This window comes from Xenorhabdus entomophaga (genome assembly GCF_037996725.1).
GTDB lineage: Bacteria > Pseudomonadota > Gammaproteobacteria > Enterobacterales > Enterobacteriaceae > Xenorhabdus > Xenorhabdus khoisanae.
On sequence record NZ_JBBMXH010000002.1, the window covers coordinates 91,868 to 110,410 of the forward strand.

16 protein-coding genes are annotated in these 18,543 nt (G+C 42.3%); 5 read left to right on the forward strand and 11 right to left on the reverse strand.

Annotated elements, in window-relative coordinates:
• Nucleotides 1-39: 39 nt before the first annotated feature.
• From AAC854_RS00815 to AAC854_RS00830, 4 genes are all read right to left on the reverse strand, one after another.
• Nucleotides 40-438: a hypothetical protein gene (locus AAC854_RS00815; RefSeq protein WP_340615464.1), complete on the reverse strand. Its 399-nt coding sequence runs from the start codon at nucleotides 436-438 to the stop codon at nucleotides 40-42.
• A 348-nt stretch (nucleotides 439-786) separates the two neighbouring features.
• Nucleotides 787-1,293 (reverse strand): peptide deformylase, encoded by a 507-nt coding sequence (def, locus tag AAC854_RS00820; RefSeq protein WP_340615465.1) that lies wholly within the window; start codon nucleotides 1,291-1,293, stop codon nucleotides 787-789.
• 301 nt (nucleotides 1,294-1,594) lie between these two features.
• Entirely contained in the window at nucleotides 1,595-2,764 is a 1,170-nt protein-coding gene (locus AAC854_RS00825; RefSeq protein WP_340615466.1) for a trans-sulfuration enzyme family protein, read from the reverse strand.
• A 20-nt stretch (nucleotides 2,765-2,784) separates the two neighbouring features.
• Nucleotides 2,785-4,155 (reverse strand): pyridoxal-phosphate dependent enzyme, encoded by a 1,371-nt coding sequence (locus AAC854_RS00830; protein ID WP_340615467.1) that lies wholly within the window; start codon nucleotides 4,153-4,155, stop codon nucleotides 2,785-2,787.
• A 369-nt stretch (nucleotides 4,156-4,524) separates the two neighbouring features.
• On the opposite strand from AAC854_RS00830, the gene AAC854_RS00835 reads away from it, so the two are divergent.
• Complete coding sequence (locus AAC854_RS00835; RefSeq protein ID WP_340615468.1) at nucleotides 4,525-4,992, forward strand: membrane-associated Zn-dependent protease 1; 468 nt, start codon at nucleotides 4,525-4,527, stop codon at nucleotides 4,990-4,992.
• A gap of 105 nt (nucleotides 4,993-5,097) precedes the next feature.
• Here the strand turns inward: AAC854_RS00835 and AAC854_RS00840 are convergent, their stop codons facing one another.
• From AAC854_RS00840 to galE, 4 genes are all read right to left on the reverse strand, one after another.
• A complete protein-coding gene (locus AAC854_RS00840) occupies nucleotides 5,098-5,793 on the reverse strand; it encodes an O-methyltransferase (protein ID WP_340615469.1) in 696 nt (231 codons plus the stop codon).
• A 45-nt stretch (nucleotides 5,794-5,838) separates the two neighbouring features.
• The gene (galK, locus tag AAC854_RS00845; protein ID WP_340615470.1) at nucleotides 5,839-7,011 is read right to left on the reverse strand and encodes a galactokinase; all 1,173 of its coding nucleotides are present in this window, start codon (nucleotides 7,009-7,011) and stop codon (nucleotides 5,839-5,841) included.
• A 36-nt stretch (nucleotides 7,012-7,047) separates the two neighbouring features.
• Nucleotides 7,048-8,127, reverse strand: a complete 1,080-nt coding sequence (locus AAC854_RS00850; RefSeq protein WP_340615483.1) for a UDP-glucose--hexose-1-phosphate uridylyltransferase — start codon at nucleotides 8,125-8,127, stop codon at nucleotides 7,048-7,050.
• A 67-nt stretch (nucleotides 8,128-8,194) separates the two neighbouring features.
• Nucleotides 8,195-9,214: a UDP-glucose 4-epimerase GalE gene (gene galE / locus AAC854_RS00855; protein ID WP_340615471.1), complete on the reverse strand. Its 1,020-nt coding sequence runs from the start codon at nucleotides 9,212-9,214 to the stop codon at nucleotides 8,195-8,197.
• 148 nt (nucleotides 9,215-9,362) lie between these two features.
• Between galE and AAC854_RS00860 the strand changes: the two genes are divergently transcribed.
• A complete protein-coding gene (locus tag AAC854_RS00860; protein WP_340615472.1) occupies nucleotides 9,363-10,106 on the forward strand; it encodes a 4'-phosphopantetheinyl transferase family protein in 744 nt (247 codons plus the stop codon).
• Between the two features lie 95 nt (nucleotides 10,107-10,201).
• On the opposite strand, the gene speB is transcribed toward AAC854_RS00860, so the two are convergent.
• The gene (gene speB / locus AAC854_RS00865; protein ID WP_340615473.1) at nucleotides 10,202-11,128 is read right to left on the reverse strand and encodes an agmatinase; all 927 of its coding nucleotides are present in this window, start codon (nucleotides 11,126-11,128) and stop codon (nucleotides 10,202-10,204) included.
• A gap of 603 nt (nucleotides 11,129-11,731) precedes the next feature.
• Nucleotides 11,732-13,636: a biosynthetic arginine decarboxylase gene (speA, locus tag AAC854_RS00870; RefSeq protein ID WP_340615474.1), complete on the reverse strand. Its 1,905-nt coding sequence runs from the start codon at nucleotides 13,634-13,636 to the stop codon at nucleotides 11,732-11,734.
• A gap of 661 nt (nucleotides 13,637-14,297) precedes the next feature.
• Between speA and metK the strand changes: the two genes are divergently transcribed.
• Nucleotides 14,298-15,452 (forward strand): methionine adenosyltransferase, encoded by a 1,155-nt coding sequence (gene metK, locus AAC854_RS00875; protein WP_340615475.1) that lies wholly within the window; start codon nucleotides 14,298-14,300, stop codon nucleotides 15,450-15,452.
• Nucleotides 15,453-15,555: 103 nt separating this feature from the next.
• On the forward strand, nucleotides 15,556-16,062 hold the full coding sequence (locus AAC854_RS00880) for a SprT family zinc-dependent metalloprotease (protein WP_340615476.1): 507 nt from the start codon (nucleotides 15,556-15,558) through the stop codon (nucleotides 16,060-16,062).
• A gap of 83 nt (nucleotides 16,063-16,145) precedes the next feature.
• Here AAC854_RS00880 and AAC854_RS00885 read toward each other — a convergent pair whose 3' ends face one another.
• Nucleotides 16,146-16,493: a DUF6694 family lipoprotein gene (locus AAC854_RS00885; protein ID WP_340615477.1), complete on the reverse strand. Its 348-nt coding sequence runs from the start codon at nucleotides 16,491-16,493 to the stop codon at nucleotides 16,146-16,148.
• Nucleotides 16,494-16,758: 265 nt separating this feature from the next.
• Here AAC854_RS00885 and AAC854_RS00890 point away from each other — a divergent pair, with 265 nt between their 5' ends.
• Entirely contained in the window at nucleotides 16,759-17,895 is a 1,137-nt protein-coding gene (locus AAC854_RS00890) for an ABC transporter substrate-binding protein (protein ID WP_340615478.1), read from the forward strand.
• Nucleotides 17,896-18,543 lie beyond the last annotated feature (648 nt).

Consider the following 18,543-nt stretch of genomic DNA (forward strand, 5'->3'; position numbering starts at 1 on the left):
GCCTTTTGACTGGCCACCGTTGGAAAGCTCCTGAATTCTCTATTTTGCTTTCAGTTTAAAATTAAACCGGGTGCGATCCATTCTATCCACATTTAATCCTAATTGAGATTCTGGAGAAATTTTTACTGTAGCAATATCAACAAGTTCTGATAGTGGATGATAGTTAAGATAAATAGTGCCAACCAGTGGGTAACTGCTATTACCCTTATCTTTGATATAAATGGCACATACAACCTTATTATTGCTGGCAGTTGATGGAATATTAACATATTCGATTTCACCACCAACTTTAACTGAGGACACTTGGGCATTTCTAATGCCTTCTGCATCCAATATCATCAAATAAGTCCCCTCTTTAGCATCCGTTGTATCTATCAGGCTCAGTTCAATGGAAAAATTAGGTTGTTGATAATATGCAATATCACCTGTTCCGGTCACAATTATTCCTCTGCCTATATCATTAACATCAATTCATTTAAATTCTATCCGATTTCCCTTCCATCATTTCAGTCCACACCTTTTAAATGACCTTTTTGTTATCTGCAATCTGGAATTTCTTGGATATAACATTGATCACAATTGGTTACGATGATAAGAGGTCTTAAAAGGTAAAAGTTATTTTTTAAAAGACAATATGCTAATTATTGTATCCGATAACTGAATTTTAAGATTTTTTATGTATATTTATCATTAGTTACTTGAATAACAATGATATGTACAATCCAAAAATAGGAAAAAATACGATGTCATTAAGCAATAATCACCTATTTTTTTATTCCCTATTTGTTAGCTTTTCCTGCTATTGAGATATTTTTTTACTTTTTTCAGTGCCATTTGTCTCTTCAAGGGGGATAAATAATCGGTGAAAAGAATGCCATGTAAGTGATCGATTTCATGCTGCATAGCAATCGATAGAAAATCTTCACTCTCTACTGTAACCGATTTACCATGCCGATCGAATGCTTCTACTTTCACTCTTTCAAACCGTTCAACATCCGCATAATACTCCGGTATCGACAGACAACCTTCCTGATTCAACACACGACGCTCTTTTTCAACAATCCTGGGGTTGATCAAAACCAATGGTTGATCACGGTCTTGCGAAAGATCGATGATCAAAACAGCTTCTTTCCGGCCAACCTGTGGCGCTGCCAAACCAATACCATTATCGGTGTTGTACATTGTCTCCAACATGTCATCAATTAACGTCTGAACTTTGTCAAAATCAGTAACATCGACACATTTTTGCCTTAGCCTTTCATCCGGAATTGTCAGTATATCTAGAATTGCCATAATTGATTACCCTCTTTTAATACCCTTAACCATATACCCTATTTCAAACTGAAGTTTTGCATTCCGCCTGCCAGCTATTGAGTATATATTCCTGATTGAGATTAAATATATCTTATTCTCAATGCGAGATCAGTAATTATCAAGATTGATATTTTTCCACACAAATGAAATGTTAATTTTAAGAATTTTATTTAAGAATCAATTTGATAAAACAAATCAACATAAATTAATCAGATAAAAAATGCCAAACGAAAAGATATCGTTTGGCATAATGTTTTTTATTATATTATTTTACCGTCTGTTAAAGACTTACATTTTCAAACGCCTGAGATAAATCCGCAATCAAATCATCAGCATTCTCAATGCCCACTGAAATGCGGATCAACTGTGGTGTGATACCTGCTGCCAGACGCTTTTCCAACGGAATAGATGCGTGAGTCATAGTGAATGGCTGGCCAATAAGGCTTTCCACGCCGCCCAGACTTTCCGCCAATGTGAATAGTTGCAATTCTTTAATGACCTGACGCGTATAATCTTCACCCCCTTTCAGTACAATGGAAATCATACCGCCAAAACCACGCATCTGACGTTTTGCCAGTTCATGCTGAGGATGGGAAATCAGGCCCGGATAGTACACTTTTTCAACTTGCGGCTGCTGTTCCAACCAATGGGCAATCTTCTCTGCACTGGCAATATGGCGTTCCATACGCAACGCCAATGTCCGAATACCACGCAGGACAAGGAAACTGCTGAATGGATCAAGAATGCCCCCAATGGAATTTTGCAGGAAAGCCACCTGCTCCGCCAATTCAGCGTTGTTCCCTACCACAGCAAGGCCAGCGACAACATCAGAATGGCCATTAAGGTATTTGGTTGCCGAATGAACAACGATATCAAACCCTAAATCAAGCGGACGGTGAATATAAGGGGAAGCGAAAGTATTATCCGCAACACTGATAATATTGTGGCGCTGGGCAATCTGTGCAATAGCGGCCAAATCCGCCAATTTCAGCAATGGATTGGTCGGTGTTTCCACCCAAATCATTTTAGTATCGGGCTGAATCGCAGCTTCCAGAGCTACGGTATCCCCTGCTTCAACGTAAGTGACCTGTAAACCCGCCGTCCGGCGACGCACTTTCTCCAGCAGCCGATAAGTTCCGCCATAAAGATCATCTACCGCAATGATATGGCTATCTTTATCCAGCAATTCCAGAATGGTCGAACTAGCGGCCAGACCAGAACCAAAAGCATAACCACGAGTGCCATTCTCCAACTCAGCAATTGCATTTTCCAACGCATGACGTGTCGGGTTCCCACTGCGGGAATACTCATATCCCGTATGCTCGCCGGGTGCAGGTTGAGCATAAGTCGAGGTGGCATAAATTGCTGGCATTACTGCTCCTGTATGATCAGGTACATAGCCTGCATGAACGCTTTTTGTATCAAATTTGATCTTATCAAACTTAGTCATTAATTTATTCCTGAAAGAATTCAATTGAGTTGTTGACGCCACGCATTCAGCACATCAGTACGAGTGACAAGACCGAGGAATTGATTGCTATCATCAACAATCAAAGCCACATGACCGGCATCAAAAGTAGCTATTAACTGCTCCAATGATGCTTTTTTATGAAGTGTCTGAATCTGGCTGGTCATTGCTTGAGTCACAGGCAGAGAGAAATTGTGGAAATTGGCCTGAATCGTATGCATGAGATCCCATTCATCAATAATACCAACGACCTGTTCATTTTCGATTACGGGTAACTGTGAGATGTCATAAAGGCGCATACGGCCATAAGCAATTTGCAATGTATCTTGCGGTGAAACTGAGACCGTCGCACCATCCCGATAACGATAGGTGATGTAATCACTTAAGTTATTTTCTTTTGGCTGTGATCGTAGGCCCTGCTCCAATAACCAGTAATCATTAAACATTTTAGACAAATATTTATTACCGCTGTCACAAGCAAGCGTGACCACGCGTTTCGGCGTTGTCTGAGCACGGCAATAGCGCAGTGCCGCAGCCAGCAGTGTCCCCGAAGAGGAGCCGGCCAAAATGCCTTCTGTCAGTAATAAATCCCGCGCACTGGAAAATGCCTCTGCATCAGTAATGCTATAGGCATGATTAACTTTAGAAAAATCGCCAAGAGGTGGGACAAAATCCTCCCCAATACCTTCCACAAACCAACTGCCGGCTTCGTCATAATGACCATGTTCAACATAATCGACAAGAATAGAACCTTTAGGATCGGCAAGGACAAACTCAGTCTGAGGAGAGACTTCCCTAAAGTACTGACTCAGGCCACCCAGCGTACCGCCAGAGCCGACTCCGACGACTACAGCATCTACATTTTGTTCCATCTGCTGCCAGATTTCAGGGCCGGTTGTTGCAACATGAGCGGATGAATTCGCAGGATTATTGAATTGATCGATATAATAAGCTCCGCTGATTTCTTTCGATAGGCGCAGCGCGTAATCCTGATAATACTCAGGATGCCCTTTACCCACATCAGAGCGAGTCAGGCGCACATCCGTTCCCAGAGCACGCAGGTGATAAATTTTCTCCCTGCTCATCTTATCAGGCACGACTAAAATCAATTTATAACCTTTCATCGCAGCGACTAATGCCAGACCGATACCCGTATTCCCCGCCGTAGCCTCAATGATAGTGCCTCCCGGCTTCAATAATCCCTGCTTTTCAGCCTGTTCAATCATTGAAAGCGCAACACGATCTTTAATCGAACCACCTGGATTTTGGTTTTCCAGCTTAATAAACAACTGGCATGGGCCTGTATCCAGATGTGTAAGTTCGAGCAACGGTGTATTCCCTATAAGTTCAAGGACCGAACGTGGTGCTGCCATATTAGCCTCTTGATAATCGGTAAAATTTGCGAATAAAAACTGTTAGAGTGGGGAAGAATAACGCCGCATAGCAATTAATTTGAAAGAATAAATACAAACTACATATAACAAAAGGTAATTAACTAATTCTATATTGATAGGTAAAAACCTTAAGAGGTGTAGACCAAGCACCTTTATATTCAAAAATGGGATTTACGCTAACGAAATTGGTCTGCATGATATTAGATCCCCGCACAAGTAATAAATGGCATTTTAGCAATGGCCGTTATCAATGTGCAGGGTTATTGAATGCTTGATTTTTTTGCCAGCCACTGCAATACCTATTTCATGTCAGGAAATGTGAGAACCTTATAAATTAGGAGCATGAAGATGAAATGGCGTAGTTATACGTACAGTGCAATGTTACTAGCGGGCAGTCTGTTCACCCCTGCATTATGGGCAAAAGGAGAAGCGCACCTGTTGTTTCATATGGGCTTGGGCGCAAATGGTAAATTTTTTGTAGGCGGTACACTGCAAAATAAAGGCGATCAACCTGTGGCAGGTGGCTATCTGGCGGTTTTGCCTCTTAATGCTAAATGTGAACCGGGTGCACTGGCCGTACATTCATTTCAATCATTGGCACCGGGAGAGAAAAAAGAGTTTCGTGTTCCAATGGACACCCCACTAAGCGGTTATCGTTTAATTGGTTTTGGTGCTTATGATGATATGGGCTTTTCCCTTCCTGCCGTAGATGAAACAGCAAAAATCATTCAAGAGCGTGAACCCGGTGAGCGTAAAGCGTGTCAGTCAGCCCGGAAATCCACACCGGTAAATAACGCAGAAACTCAAAAGCCATAATATTAAATCAAGGATGGTTTAGTTTTAATAAACCATCCTTTTTGTAACCTATTATTGCCGTAATTTAAAAATTCATTGGATAAGCTCTTGGTCCGTATTTACCCGTTAATTTACCCGCAATAATGCAAATCCATCCCAACCTTTGTCCCCTACAGTCTGTAAGGCGGTTACGGTGACATCGGATCGGTTAATCATACTATCCAGTGCCTGACGTACTCCCTCCACAGGCTCACTACGCTGCTCATGTAAAATCGCACCTTCACGGATCACGTTATCCATGATGATAACGCTTCCCGGATGGCTTAGTTTGATTGCCCAATCGAGATATAACAAACTGCTCTGCTTATCAGCATCAATAAAAATCAAATCAAAAGAGGCTTCTGTACCCAGTTTCTGCAAAGTGTCAGCGGCATCTCCCACAATAATGTTGATTTTATGGTCAAGCTGCGCACGTTCGATATTGTGCTGAGCCACTGCGGCTACTCCGGGATCTTTTTCCAGTGTGATCAGCAGGCCGTCATCGGGTAATGCCTTTGCCATACATTGAGTACTATATCCCCCTAACGTACCAATTTCGAGAATACGTTTTGCGCCACTTATTTGCACCATCATCATCAAAAATTGCCCTTGTAGCGCAGAAACATCAATAGCTGGCAACCCTTGACTGGCATTGTATTCAAGTGTCTGTTCAAGATGTGGAGATGGGGGTAACAGCGTTTGCTTAAGATAATTATCAACGTCTGTCCATTGTTGCTGTAGCATTTGTTGATATAGCATTGCTTGTTGCAGATCAGAACTCATAGTCATACTCCTTTTTTGTAGTTAAAACTAATATTCCACCTGTTTTCAAACATTCAATTTTGCCTGGATAAGCTGGCAAGCCCCTTTTACCGCCTGACAAATATAGATAGTCGCTTTTAAACCTGCTTTAGCTTCGTATTGCTGTTCGATCGCTTTTTTTACACTTTCTACTAAATCAGGAGCGATCAATGCCACGACACAACCGCCAAAACCGCCCCCTGTCATGCGAATACCGCCGCGATCACCAATCGCATTTTTCACAATCTCAACCAGCATATCAATTTCGCTGACAGTAATTTCAAAATCATCACGCATGGAAATATGGGATTCCGCCATAAGCTGGCCCAGACGAAATAAATCGCCAGACCTCAAAGCATCTGCTGCTACCTCAGTTCGTGCATTTTCAGTAATCACATGACGGGCACGTTTGATGAGCAACGCATTAAGCCGCGCCTGCCTGATACGAAAATCACTAAGGGATATATCGCGCAATGCCTTTACGCCTAAAAGACGGGCGGCTTCTTCACATTGCTGTCGGCGAGTGTTGTATTCACTATCTACCAAGCCACGCTGCTTATTGGAATGAATGATCATCACAACCATATTATCCGGCATGCGCACAGCTTGAGTTTCCAACGTGCGACAATCAATCAGCAAAGCATGGTTTTTTTCTCCGCAAGCAGAAATTAACTGATCCATAATGCCGGAATTGCAACCAACAAATTGGTTTTCTGCCTGCTGCCCGTTCAATGCAATCTCTTTAGGCGTAATATCAAGCTGATAAAGCGATTTGATCGTCTGCCCAATAACCACTTCCAAGGACGCTGACGAACTCAAGCCAGCTCCTTGTGGAATATTGCCACTGACGACAATATCCATGCCATTAAATAAATAGCCTCGTTCCATCAGATATTTCACTACGCCACGAATATAATTCGCCCATCTTTTTTCTTGCTGAAATAAAATCGGTTGGGAGAGATCAAACTCATCACGCTCATTGTGATAATCAACGGCAATAACCCGAATCCGCGAATCCTCGCGCTTAGCCGCTGCAACGATTGTCTGAAAATTAATTGTGCAAGGTAAAACGAATCCCTCGTTATAATCCGTATGTTCACCAATTAGATTTACCCGCCCGGGAGCCTGAAAAAAGTGCGTTGGAGAGTAATAAAAACACGTATTAAAAGATTCAGTAACGTTTTGGATTAAAGCCCTCATCACGATGTTTCCTCCAAAAACGTGCTTTATCAAGCACTAGCGCGCCTTAAAATGGACATCACTGACATTACGCAAGCGCCGGGCGGCTTGTTCCGGTGTCAGATCACGCTGAGACTCCGCCAACATTTCATAACCCACCATAAACTTACGGACAGTGGCTGAACGCAGTAACGGCGGGTAGAACAACGCATGTAACTGCCAATGTTCAATATCGCGTTCTTTAATTTCAAGGCTGGTGTCACACTGATGGTTGAAGAAAGGGGCAAAATGCCAGCCCATTGAATAGGGAAAATTGCATTGAAACAGATTGTCATACCGGCTGGTCAGTTTTTTAATCGCCACCGCTAAATCATCACGTTGAACCTCTGTTAATTCATTCATGCGACGAACATGACTTTTCGGCAATAACATGGTTTCAAACGGCCACATCGCCCAATAAGGCACAACCGCCAGCCAGTGCTCTGTCTCCACAACAGAACGCAAGCCCTCTTTCATCTCCGCTTCAATATAATCCAGCAATAAGTTAGTACCTTGCTGGCGATAATATTGTTGCAACAATTCATCCTTACGTACTAATTCATCAGGCAAAAAATCACTGGCCCAAATCTGCCCGTGGGGGTGTGGCTGAGAACATCCCATCATTTCCCCTTTATTCTCAAAAACCTGAACCCAAATATAACGTTGGCTCAGTTCTTCAATTTGTGAATTCCACGCGTCAATGACATGACGGATCTGTTCCAATGGCAGTTCCGGCAATGTTTTGCTGTGATCCGGAGAAAAACAGAGTACCCGGCAAACACCACTCACTGGTTCAATTTTAAATAGCGGGTTATCAGCAGAAGTGATATCAAAAGATTCCGGTAATAAGGCGGCATAATCATTCTGAAAGACATAGACACCTTGATAATTTGGATTGCTATCACCGGAAGCCCGGATGTTATTCGGGCATAAAAAACAGTGTTCATCGTAATTCGGCAATTCAACGTGGAGTGGCTTTTCATCAATGCCACTCCACGGCCGCCCGGCCCTGTGTGGTGAGACAATAATCCATTGACCCGTCAAAGGGTTATATCGCCTATGTGGACAATCAACGGGATTGAACTGTATCTTTGGCATCATTGGATTCTCTTTCTCTTCACCACGCCACCGAGAGCCGGCGTTTTCTGTTATTTCACACTTTTTGTTATTTCACACTATAACCACTGGGATTTTGGGACTGCCAGCGCCACGCATCCGCGGTCATTTCCACGATGGTGCGATTTGCTTTCCAGCCCAACTCACGCTCGGCTTTTTCTGGGCTTGACCAACACTCGGCAATATCCCCCGGACGACGGGGACAGATTTCATAAGGAACTGCTTTGCCACACGCATTGCTGAAAGCGTCTACCATTTCCAGCACGCTCGTGCCTTTTCCTGTTCCCAGATTGTAGATATGCAAGCCTGATTTCTTGCCAACAGCATTGAGTGCAGCAATATGTCCATCAGCCAAATCCATCACATGAATATAATCACGCACTCCTGTACCGTCAGAAGTCAGATAATCATTTCCATAAACAGACAATTTTTCCCGACGGCCTACCGCAACCTGAGCAATATAAGGCATTAAGTTGTTCGGAATACCTTGGGGATCTTCGCCCATCATACCTGACGGATGAGCACCAACCGGATTGAAATAACGTAATAACACCACAGACCAATCATTTTCTGCATGATGAAGGTCAGACAAGCAGCGCTCCACCATATACTTGCTGGTGCCATAAGGATTCGTCGTATTTCCTACAGCGGATTGTTCAGTGATCGGTACGATATCAGGATCGCCATATACCGTTGCGGATGAACTGAAAATGATGCTTTTTACGCCCGCTTTGTGCATGCTGCGCACCAGTACCAACGTTCCATTGACATTGTTGTCATAATATTCGATAGGTTTAGCGACAGATTCACCAACCGCTTTCAAACCGGCAAAGTGAATAACCGACTGAATTTGATGGCGGGCGAAAATGGCATCAAGGAATGATTCATCACGAATATCCCCCTCATAAAACAGGGGCTTAACGCCAGTCAATACCTCAATTCGCGCCAATACTTCACGATTGGCATTGCACAGATTATCAATGATGATCGGCGTCATTCCTGCTTCAAGCATTTGAACACAAGTATGGCTACCGATATATCCCATTCCACCTGTCACTAATATTTCCACATTAACCTCTTTTTTAAAAATGATAACAAGGCAGAGTATAAAAAGAGTCAGCGCATTAGTGAACTAAAACTAAAATATGGCAAAATCAGGCAATTACCATTTTCGAATAATCCACTATCTGATAATTACAGTTAACAATAAAAAAACCATGATGAAAAAAATCACTTTTACCCCAGCCCAAACCACTACCATAAATAATAATTTTTTCAAGGAAATACAAACGGGAATACTATCAGAACATCCTGACATTCAAGTCATGCAGACCTATTTTGATCAGGCTTGCTATCAGGATACATTATTTGATGAATATGGAATTACCTATCCGACCAGATTACAGAATGCCGTTAATAAGCGGCGGGCGGAATATCTGGCAGCCCGCTATTGTACCCGACAAGTTTTAAATAACTTGGGTCACCCTGATTTTCAGGTAACCAATGCCCAAGACCGCTCCCCAATCTGGCCTGACAATATTTGTGGTTCCATCTCTCACTCAACCAACTGTGCTATTGCGTTTGCCGCTTATTGTGATCAATACCGGATAATCGGCGTGGATATCGAACAAGAGATTAAATCAGACATCGTCGAAAGCGTTTCATCCAGCATCATCAATAACAACGAAGTGGCTCTATTGAAGGAATGCGCATTATCTTTTGAACAGGCATTCACCCTTACGTTCTCCATCAAAGAGAGCCTTTTTAAGGCACTTCATCCCCATGTAAAACGCTTTTTTGATTTCCATGCGGCTGAAATTACATCCATTAATTGCAATGACCACTCTGTGGGCATCAAACTGCTGCAAACCTTATCTGATGAGTACCAGGCTGGCTCGCAATTTAATGGAAATTTTGCTCTCATGCCCCGACAGCAAGTGCTGACATATATTGTGAATTAAATTTAGTCACAAAATTAAATAATAAAGGCCCACATGAAAAGTGAGCCTTCAAAAACAGTTTACAATAGATACAAATAACCTATTGGTTCAATACACTAAACATCTTTCTTAGAAGCCTGTAAATACAACAGCTCCAAACCAATGGTAGCAGCAGCCAGCGCCGTAATTTCAGATTGATCATAAGCCGGAGCTACTTCCACCACATCCATGCCAACGATATTCAGCGGCTGCAAGCCACGCACTATTTTCAGTGCACGATCTGATGTCAACCCACCAATAACCGGCGTTCCTGTTCCCGGAGCAAAGGCCGGATCAAGGCAATCAATATCGAATGTCAGATAAATTGGCAGATCACCAACCACTGCTTTGATCTGTTCAACAACATCATCAACACTGCGATCATTGACCTGACCGGCATCCAGCACCGTGAAACCGTTATCGGTATCATGCTCAGTACGAATACCGATTTGTACTGAATGATGAGGATCTATCAGCCCTTCATTTGGGGCATGGTAAAACATCGTACCATGATCAAATTTACTGCCATTTGGGTAAGTGTCCGTATGAGCATCAAAATGGATCAGCGCCATTTTGCCGAAGTGTTTTGCATGGGCACGCAACAGTGGCAAAGTGACAAAATGATCACCACCGAAAGACAACATCCGTTTACCCGATGCCAGCACCTTTTCAGCATGTGCCTGCAACTTATCGCTCATATCCTGAGCATCACCGAAGTTAAATACCAGATCCCCGCAATCCACCACATTCAGGCGCTTGCGTAAGCTAAAGTTCCACGGCCAACGGCTGCTTTCCCATGCCAGATTAGTCGATACCTGACGAATGGCAGCCGGCCCGTGGCGGCTACCCGCGCGTCCCGATGTTGCCATATCAAAAGGAACGCCGGTAATCACCCATTCCGCATCACTGGAATAGGGTTGAAAGTTCAACGGAAAACGCAGGAAGCCAAAGGCATTTGAAACCAAAGAATTATCAATTTGGTTTCCTAAGGAGCTAATACTCATGATATATCCTCAAAAGTCCCATACCAGCCTATTATCAGTACCCAATATTGACAATATTCAATGGTGAGCAATAACGAGCGGCACGGAGGCTTATTTACGCCAGAAGATTAATCTTCCGAATACGCTAACATTTTAAATTCAAATAAAACAAAATGTTAGCAATCAATCCAAAACGAAAGAAACAAATGCGCACTTTTCACGTACAAACAAGAAAAATCCCCAGAACATCTTCCGTTTAACGACTAATCATATAGTATTAAACATGTTTTCTGCTTGCCACAACTTTGAGAAATTCATCCCCACAAAATATCAAACAGGCACTTAAGGTACTTGCGAAGATATACGCAATTAACTTGAAGATGCAGGTTTTAAAGTTTGGAAGTTATCCGTCAGTCGGGGAATGAGTTCTTTTACCTTTTTGTTTCGCGAGGGATGAGAGATGCACGGCAAAATAATAGATCCATTTCTAACCAGCAGCATTAAAATATGCAACAAGCTTCACTATCAGCATGGTGAATAAAAAAATAGCCATTCAAAATCAAGTTATTATATAAAATACCTGACTAAGAATGACTATTCATAAAGCTCAATGACTAATTAAAATTACTCATCTTCCAAATAAGTGTAACCATACAGGCCGCTTTCAAACTCTTGCAGGAATTGCTCCTGCAAATTTTCATCCAAATCGGCCGATTTCACCTGATTACGGAAGTGGGCCAACAGTACCTGCGGGTCCAATTTGACATATTGGAGCATATTGGCGACAGAATCACCTTCTTCGCTCTGCCGATAAGTCACCGTACCATTCTCTGCAACATAAACATCAATGGCTGCCGTATCGCCAAACAGATTATGCATATTACCCAGAATTTCCTGGTATGCCCCAACCATAAAGAAACCAATCAATGGCGGATTTTCTGGATCATAAGCAGGCATTGGCATCGTTGTTGCCACGCCATCGCCGTCAACATAATGATCAATCGTACCGTCAGAATCACAGGTAATATCCAGCAGAACAGCACGGCGATCCAAAGGCTTATCCAATCCTTCAATTGGCAGGACAGGGAATAACTGATCAATTCCCCATGCGTCCGGCATCGACTGGAATAACGAGAAATTCACATAGAATTTATCTGCCATGCGTTCCTGCAATTCATCAATGATCGGACGATGAGCACGGTTGCTTGGATCAAGATCCTGCTGAATGTGGCGGCAAATATTTAAATACAGTTCTTCTGCCCATGCCCGCTCCGACAAACTCAACATACCGTGGGCATATTGGGTATGAACTTCGTGCAGGTCAAACTGGCTGTCATGCAGCCACTCACGCAGGGAACGACGATTGCCGTCAGACTGCATTTCCAACCATGTCTCCCACAGGCTGGTCAGAGGACGTGTGGCATCTTCGGCTGGCGGCGTTGTTTCGGTAAACTCATTATGTTCTACCCCAATGACATTGGAGACCAGGACCGTATGGTGGGCAGTCAATGCGCGACCGGATTCCGTAATAACGGTTGGATGAGGCAAACCATGCTCTTCACATGCGTCACCAATTCCCCAGATAACGTTATTCGCGTATTCATTCAGGCCGTAGTTAACGGAACATTCTGACTGAGAGCGCGTGCCTTCATAATCAACACCCAAACCACCGCCAACGTCAAAGCACTGAATATCAACACCCAGTTTAGACAGCTCAACGTAAAAACGGGCAGATTCACGCACACCGGTTGCCACATCACGAATATTTGCCAATTGAGAACCCAAATGGAAATGCAGCAGTTGTAAACTGTCCAACCGACCTGCTGAACGCAGGGTTTCAACCAATTGCAATACCTGTGACGCCGCCAGACCAAACTTGGATTTTTCACCGCCGCTGGCCTGCCATTTACCTGAGCCTTGAGACGCCAAACGCGCCCGAACGCCCAAACGGGGGATCACATTGAGACGTTTTGCTTCTTCCAGCACCATCTCAATTTCAGACATCTTCTCGATAACCAGATACACTTTGTGTCCCAGCTTTTCACCGATCAACGCCAAACGAATATATTCGCGATCCTTATAACCATTACAGACAATTACAGTACCTGTCATGCCAGCATGAGCTAATACTGCCATTAATTCCGCTTTAGAGCCTGCCTCCAATCCAACAGGTTCATCAGCGTTTGCCAGTGTTTCAATAACACGGCGATGCTGATTGACCTTGATCGGATACACCAGAAAATAATCTCCTTTATAACCGTAAGATTCACGCGCACGTCTGAACGCTGCATTAATGGAACGCAGACGATGTTGCAAGATCTGGGGAAAACAAAACAACGCCGGTAAGCGCAGCTGTTTTTTTTCTTCCTGGACTTTTTTCACCAAATCGGCAAGCTCAATCTGAGCTTCCGGCAAATCAGGGTTTGGACAAACACTAACATTGCCCAGATCATTGACATAGTAATAGCTGCCGCCCCAGTATGCGATGTTATAGGTCTGGCGCATTTTGCGAGCGATATTATCATTCATGGCAGTCTCCTTACATGGAGTCGAGATTTGCCTTCACCTGTAAAGTCAATCACCCAAGGCACTATTTTATCGTGCGTATCTTGTGCATTAAAAAATGTCAGGGAACAGCATGCTCTAAAATTATAGGAACGTTTAGAAGAAACTAAACAATGTACTTACTGTGTGACTATATGATGCCAACTCGATATTGCCTGCTTGCTTATATACTGCGGGTAACATCGAAATGAATTCATATCGGAAAGGAAGGAATAAGATGTGGATACATCAATGGCACAATGTGGCTGTTGGCCGTTAATAATCAGCAGATAATGGTTCATAACCCCATTCACCCCACATGGCTCACCTATCGCAAGCCGTTTCTCAATTGAGAAGCAGGACACACGTACATCTCCTGCAAGCGCCTGTAACTTCAAGTGCAAAAATGACTTATGCTACGCGCGCAAGTTTATACCTTCAAACCAATAAAATTGCAAAATGAAATTTATTTAAATGGCTCTCAACAAACCCATAGTTTGTAGTAATGAAAACTAAAATGTCACACCCTTAAAGATATTTAAAATTAAAAAGACTGGCAACCTTAGCAAGAGTAACTTAAAATAGCCATCTAGATGGTAAAACATCCGCCCTTAAACCAAGATTATATTTAAGGTAATAAAATATAATGACAACACATCTTTTTACTTCTGAATCTGTTTCAGAAGGACATCCAGACAAAATTGCCGATCAAATTTCCGACGCCGTCCTTGATGCAATCTTAGAACAAGATCCTAAAGCACGTGTTGCCTGCGAAACTTATGTTAAAACTGGCATGGTCATGGTGGGTGGCGAAATCACTACCAGTGCTTGGGTTGATATTGAAGAAATTACTCGCCGTACAGTACGTGAAATCGGCTATACCAGCTCAGATATGGGTTTTGATGCCAGCTCATGCGCCGTTATCAGTGCAATTGGTAAACAATCTCCTGATATCAATCAGGGTGTTGATCGCGCAGATCCTCTGGAGCAAGGTGCAGGTGATCAGGGCTTGATGTTTGGCTATGCGACCAATGAAACCGATGTTTTCATGCCAGCACCTATCACTTATGCACACCGTTTGGTTGAGCGTCAGGCTGAAGTTCGTAAAAATGGCACCCTGCCATGGTTACGCCCTGATGCGAAAAGTCAGGTCACATTCCAGTACGATAACGGCAAAATCGTTGGTATTGATGCCGTTGTGCTTTCTACCCAGCATGCCGAAAATATCGATCAAAAAGTGCTGCAAGAAGCCGTGATGGATGAAATTATCAAGCCTGTGCTGCCAACTGAATGGCTGACTCCAATGACCAAATATTTCATCAATCCAACGGGTCGTTTTGTTATTGGCGGGCCAATGGGTGACTGTGGTCTGACCGGCCGTAAGATCATCGTAGATACCTACGGTGGTATGGCTCGTCATGGTGGCGGAGCATTCTCAGGTAAAGATCCATCCAAAGTTGACCGTTCTGCTGCCTATGCAGCACGTTATGTTGCCAAAAATATTGTTGCAGCCGGTCTGGCTGATCGCTGTGAGATCCAGGTGTCCTATGCCATCGGTGTTGCAGAACCAACATCCATCATGGTAGAAACATTCGGAACAGAGAAAGTGCCAACTGCAACACTGACTCAATTAGTGCGTGAATTCTTTGATTTGCGCCCTTACGGTTTGATTAAGATGCTGGATCTTCTGCACCCAATCTATCGTGATACTGCGGCATACGGTCATTTTGGTCGTGAACAATTCCCGTGGGAAGCAACAGATAAAGCAGAAACTCTGCGTTCAGCAGCAGGATTGAAATAATTCTTTGCTAATCTACAAAACCCGCAAATACCCTGCGGGTTTTTTTATAATTAGTCAGCCAGTTACAATCAATTTCATAACAAAAATACAGTATGTAACCGTGATGAAATCCGTCAGAGTTCCCCTTTCCTTACAGCAAGCTGTTATGCGTACCATGAGACAAAAGCTGGCATTGGCAAGTGATTTTCTGCAAAACTCTTTTCCTGAGCCTAACGTAACCTATCGGCAGAGAGGAACAATCGCAGGCAGCGCCCGCTTGCAAGATTGGGAAATCCGCCTGAACCCAGTTTTGTTGATAGAAAATCAGCAAGCATTTATTGATCAGGTGATCCCTCACGAACTGGCCCATTTATTGGTTTATCATCAGTTTGGCAAAGTCGCTCCACACGGAAAAGAGTGGCGTTTCTTTATGGAAACCGTGCTTAAAGTTCCGGCCAACCGGACACATCAATTTTCAGTCAATTCTGTCCGCAGTAAAATGTTCACTTACATTTGTCACTGCCAGCAACATGAGCTAACAATAAGACAACACAACAAAGTTCTTAAAGGAAAGAGTTGCTACGTTTGCCGGCAATGTGGAGAAAAATTAATATTATTAGGGCTAACATAAACAACAAGATGCCCCACAATCAGAGCACCTTATTAAGCAATCTTGCGCAATATCACCATAACATAAGTGGGCTACGAATATCTTTATCTGCTGTTCACACCATGCGCTTTAATTTTTTCTGCTTCTTCAATAACCTGATCTGCCGTTTTCCCATTAAGGGATTGATAAAACCGCTGTTCTAACTTTTGAATATCGCCATATTTGATATTCCCGTTCTTGTTATCCTTGAACAAATCATCAAAGTCGATACTATTTATCATGGTAATATTTAATGAATCATCAAATTGTAATTTTTTATCTTCTGGTAAAGTATCTCTGATTTTCTCAATGGATGTTTTTGCCGCTATTTCATTTGTTCCATCAATTTTGAGTTGACTATCACACCCCACCAATGCAACACCCAATAAACAAATTGCCAACAATTTTTTCATGATCAACCCCGCCTATTACCGATAGGGTAATAATAGCAGATGGTGAACAAGTAAGTCGTTCTAATAAAAATTTTTATTATTAAATCAGGGATATTCATAATTTCCTTATTGATTACCTTCTGAATTAACGATAAATAAATGCCAATCAATTAGTATCCGGACACTGTTTTTATGTTATATCAGTGGGCCGTCTTTATTAATTCTTCATCATTGGCATCAAAAATTGGCACCAGAATGAAGATGAATTATGACAAAAGGAGAAAAAATGCCTTCTATTCATAACGCTATAAAATATTTTCTATCTGTATTATTCATATCGTTACCGTTATATGCTCAGGCAGAAAAAATTACAGTTAAAGATGTTGCCGGTCGCACGGTCACAGTCAATGCACCTGTTGAACGAGCCATGCTGGCGGATAGCCGGGTACTTATTGCCCTAAATATTTTACATCCCTCAGAGCCACTTAAAGGCATTGTTGCGTGGGATAATGCACTGGAGAAAAAAGCGCCTGATCTTGCCACCGCCTACGAAAAGAAATTCCCTCAATTAAGGAACATTCCGGTCTTTCCTAACCCTTACACCAGTGATTTCAGTGTCGAAAAAGCCATGACTTACTCGCCAGATCTGGTTATTTTTGATATCGGACTGAAACCCAAACTGGATAGCAGCAATACCATTAACTTATTAGAAAAGATGGGCATCCCTGTTATTTTCATCGATTTTCGCCAATATCCCCTGTCTAATACGGTTCCCAGTATGAAACTACTAGGAAAAGTTTTTAAGCAGGAAGAGAATGCCAATAAATTCATTCAGTTTTACGAAAATCGCTTATCTATGATTAATGAGCGCATTACTGCATTACCTCCGGAACAGCTCCCCAGCATTTTTATTGAGCGTCATGCAGGTATGTTAGGTGCTGAAGATTGTTGCAATACCTTTGCCACCAATAATTTCGGGGAGTTTGTTGCTGCTGCGGGTGGCGATAATATGGGCAGAAAATGGTTTTCAGGCATGGGTGGAAAGATTAACGAGGAGCAATTGCTGACCAGCAATCCCGATTATTACCTGATGACCGTAGCAGATTGGGACACAGTGCACTCAAACAGCCAATCAGTTCCGCTGGGCTATACAGGAGATCTGACAACATCAGAGAAACGTTTTCAAAAATTGCTCTCGCGCCCCAAGCTTAAGATTTTGAAATCGTATCGTGAAAAACGCGTCATGGCGATTTACCATCAATATTATGATACTCCATTTAATATTATCGCCGTAGAAGCCATTGCAAAATGGTTACACCCTAACCTCTTCAAGGACATCGATCCTCACGCTGATAATATTTATGTTCACAAAACGTTCACAGCACTTGATGGCAGCGGCGTTTTCTGGATAACAGCAAAATAATTTTCTTCCAAATTGGGCCCACTTCTTTTCAAGTGGGCTATCACCTCATAGATGACACAACTATCTTAAAAATGCCTTCTATTTCACAAAATAAAATTTTTTAGCATATATTTATCCATTATTTTAAGCCGAACATTCAAATTCAGATTTGGACTATAAAGTGGAAGATAACCTCATTTTATACTGAGTATCCATACAACATCTTCCATTTATTAAAAACGTACCATCCAACAAGACACCTAAAATAGGAATTTATTCCCAATAAAAAACAATACAAATGAAAAAATATGAAAAAACTCACCCATAAATTGATAACTAATTGCAAATAATAAAAAAATAAATGATAAAATCTATAACCTATAGGTTTTAAGTTGCCGCACGGTGAAGAGTGAATGAATTTTCAGAAAATAAATATAAACACCCCTCAATAATCCATGCCAAAAGCAATCTGATTATTTGATGTTTTCTCTCTGTTATCCAAGAAGAACAAACTATCATTTCATTAGTAAATTAATTAAGAAAGACAATTTAATTATATAAGTCCTCAAGAGAAATTAATTGCAAATTGGTGACCATAACCTGCTAATAATGTATTGATCTCATATTCCATTGTTTCCTGAGTCCAAGTGATAAAACGTCGCCAGTGGT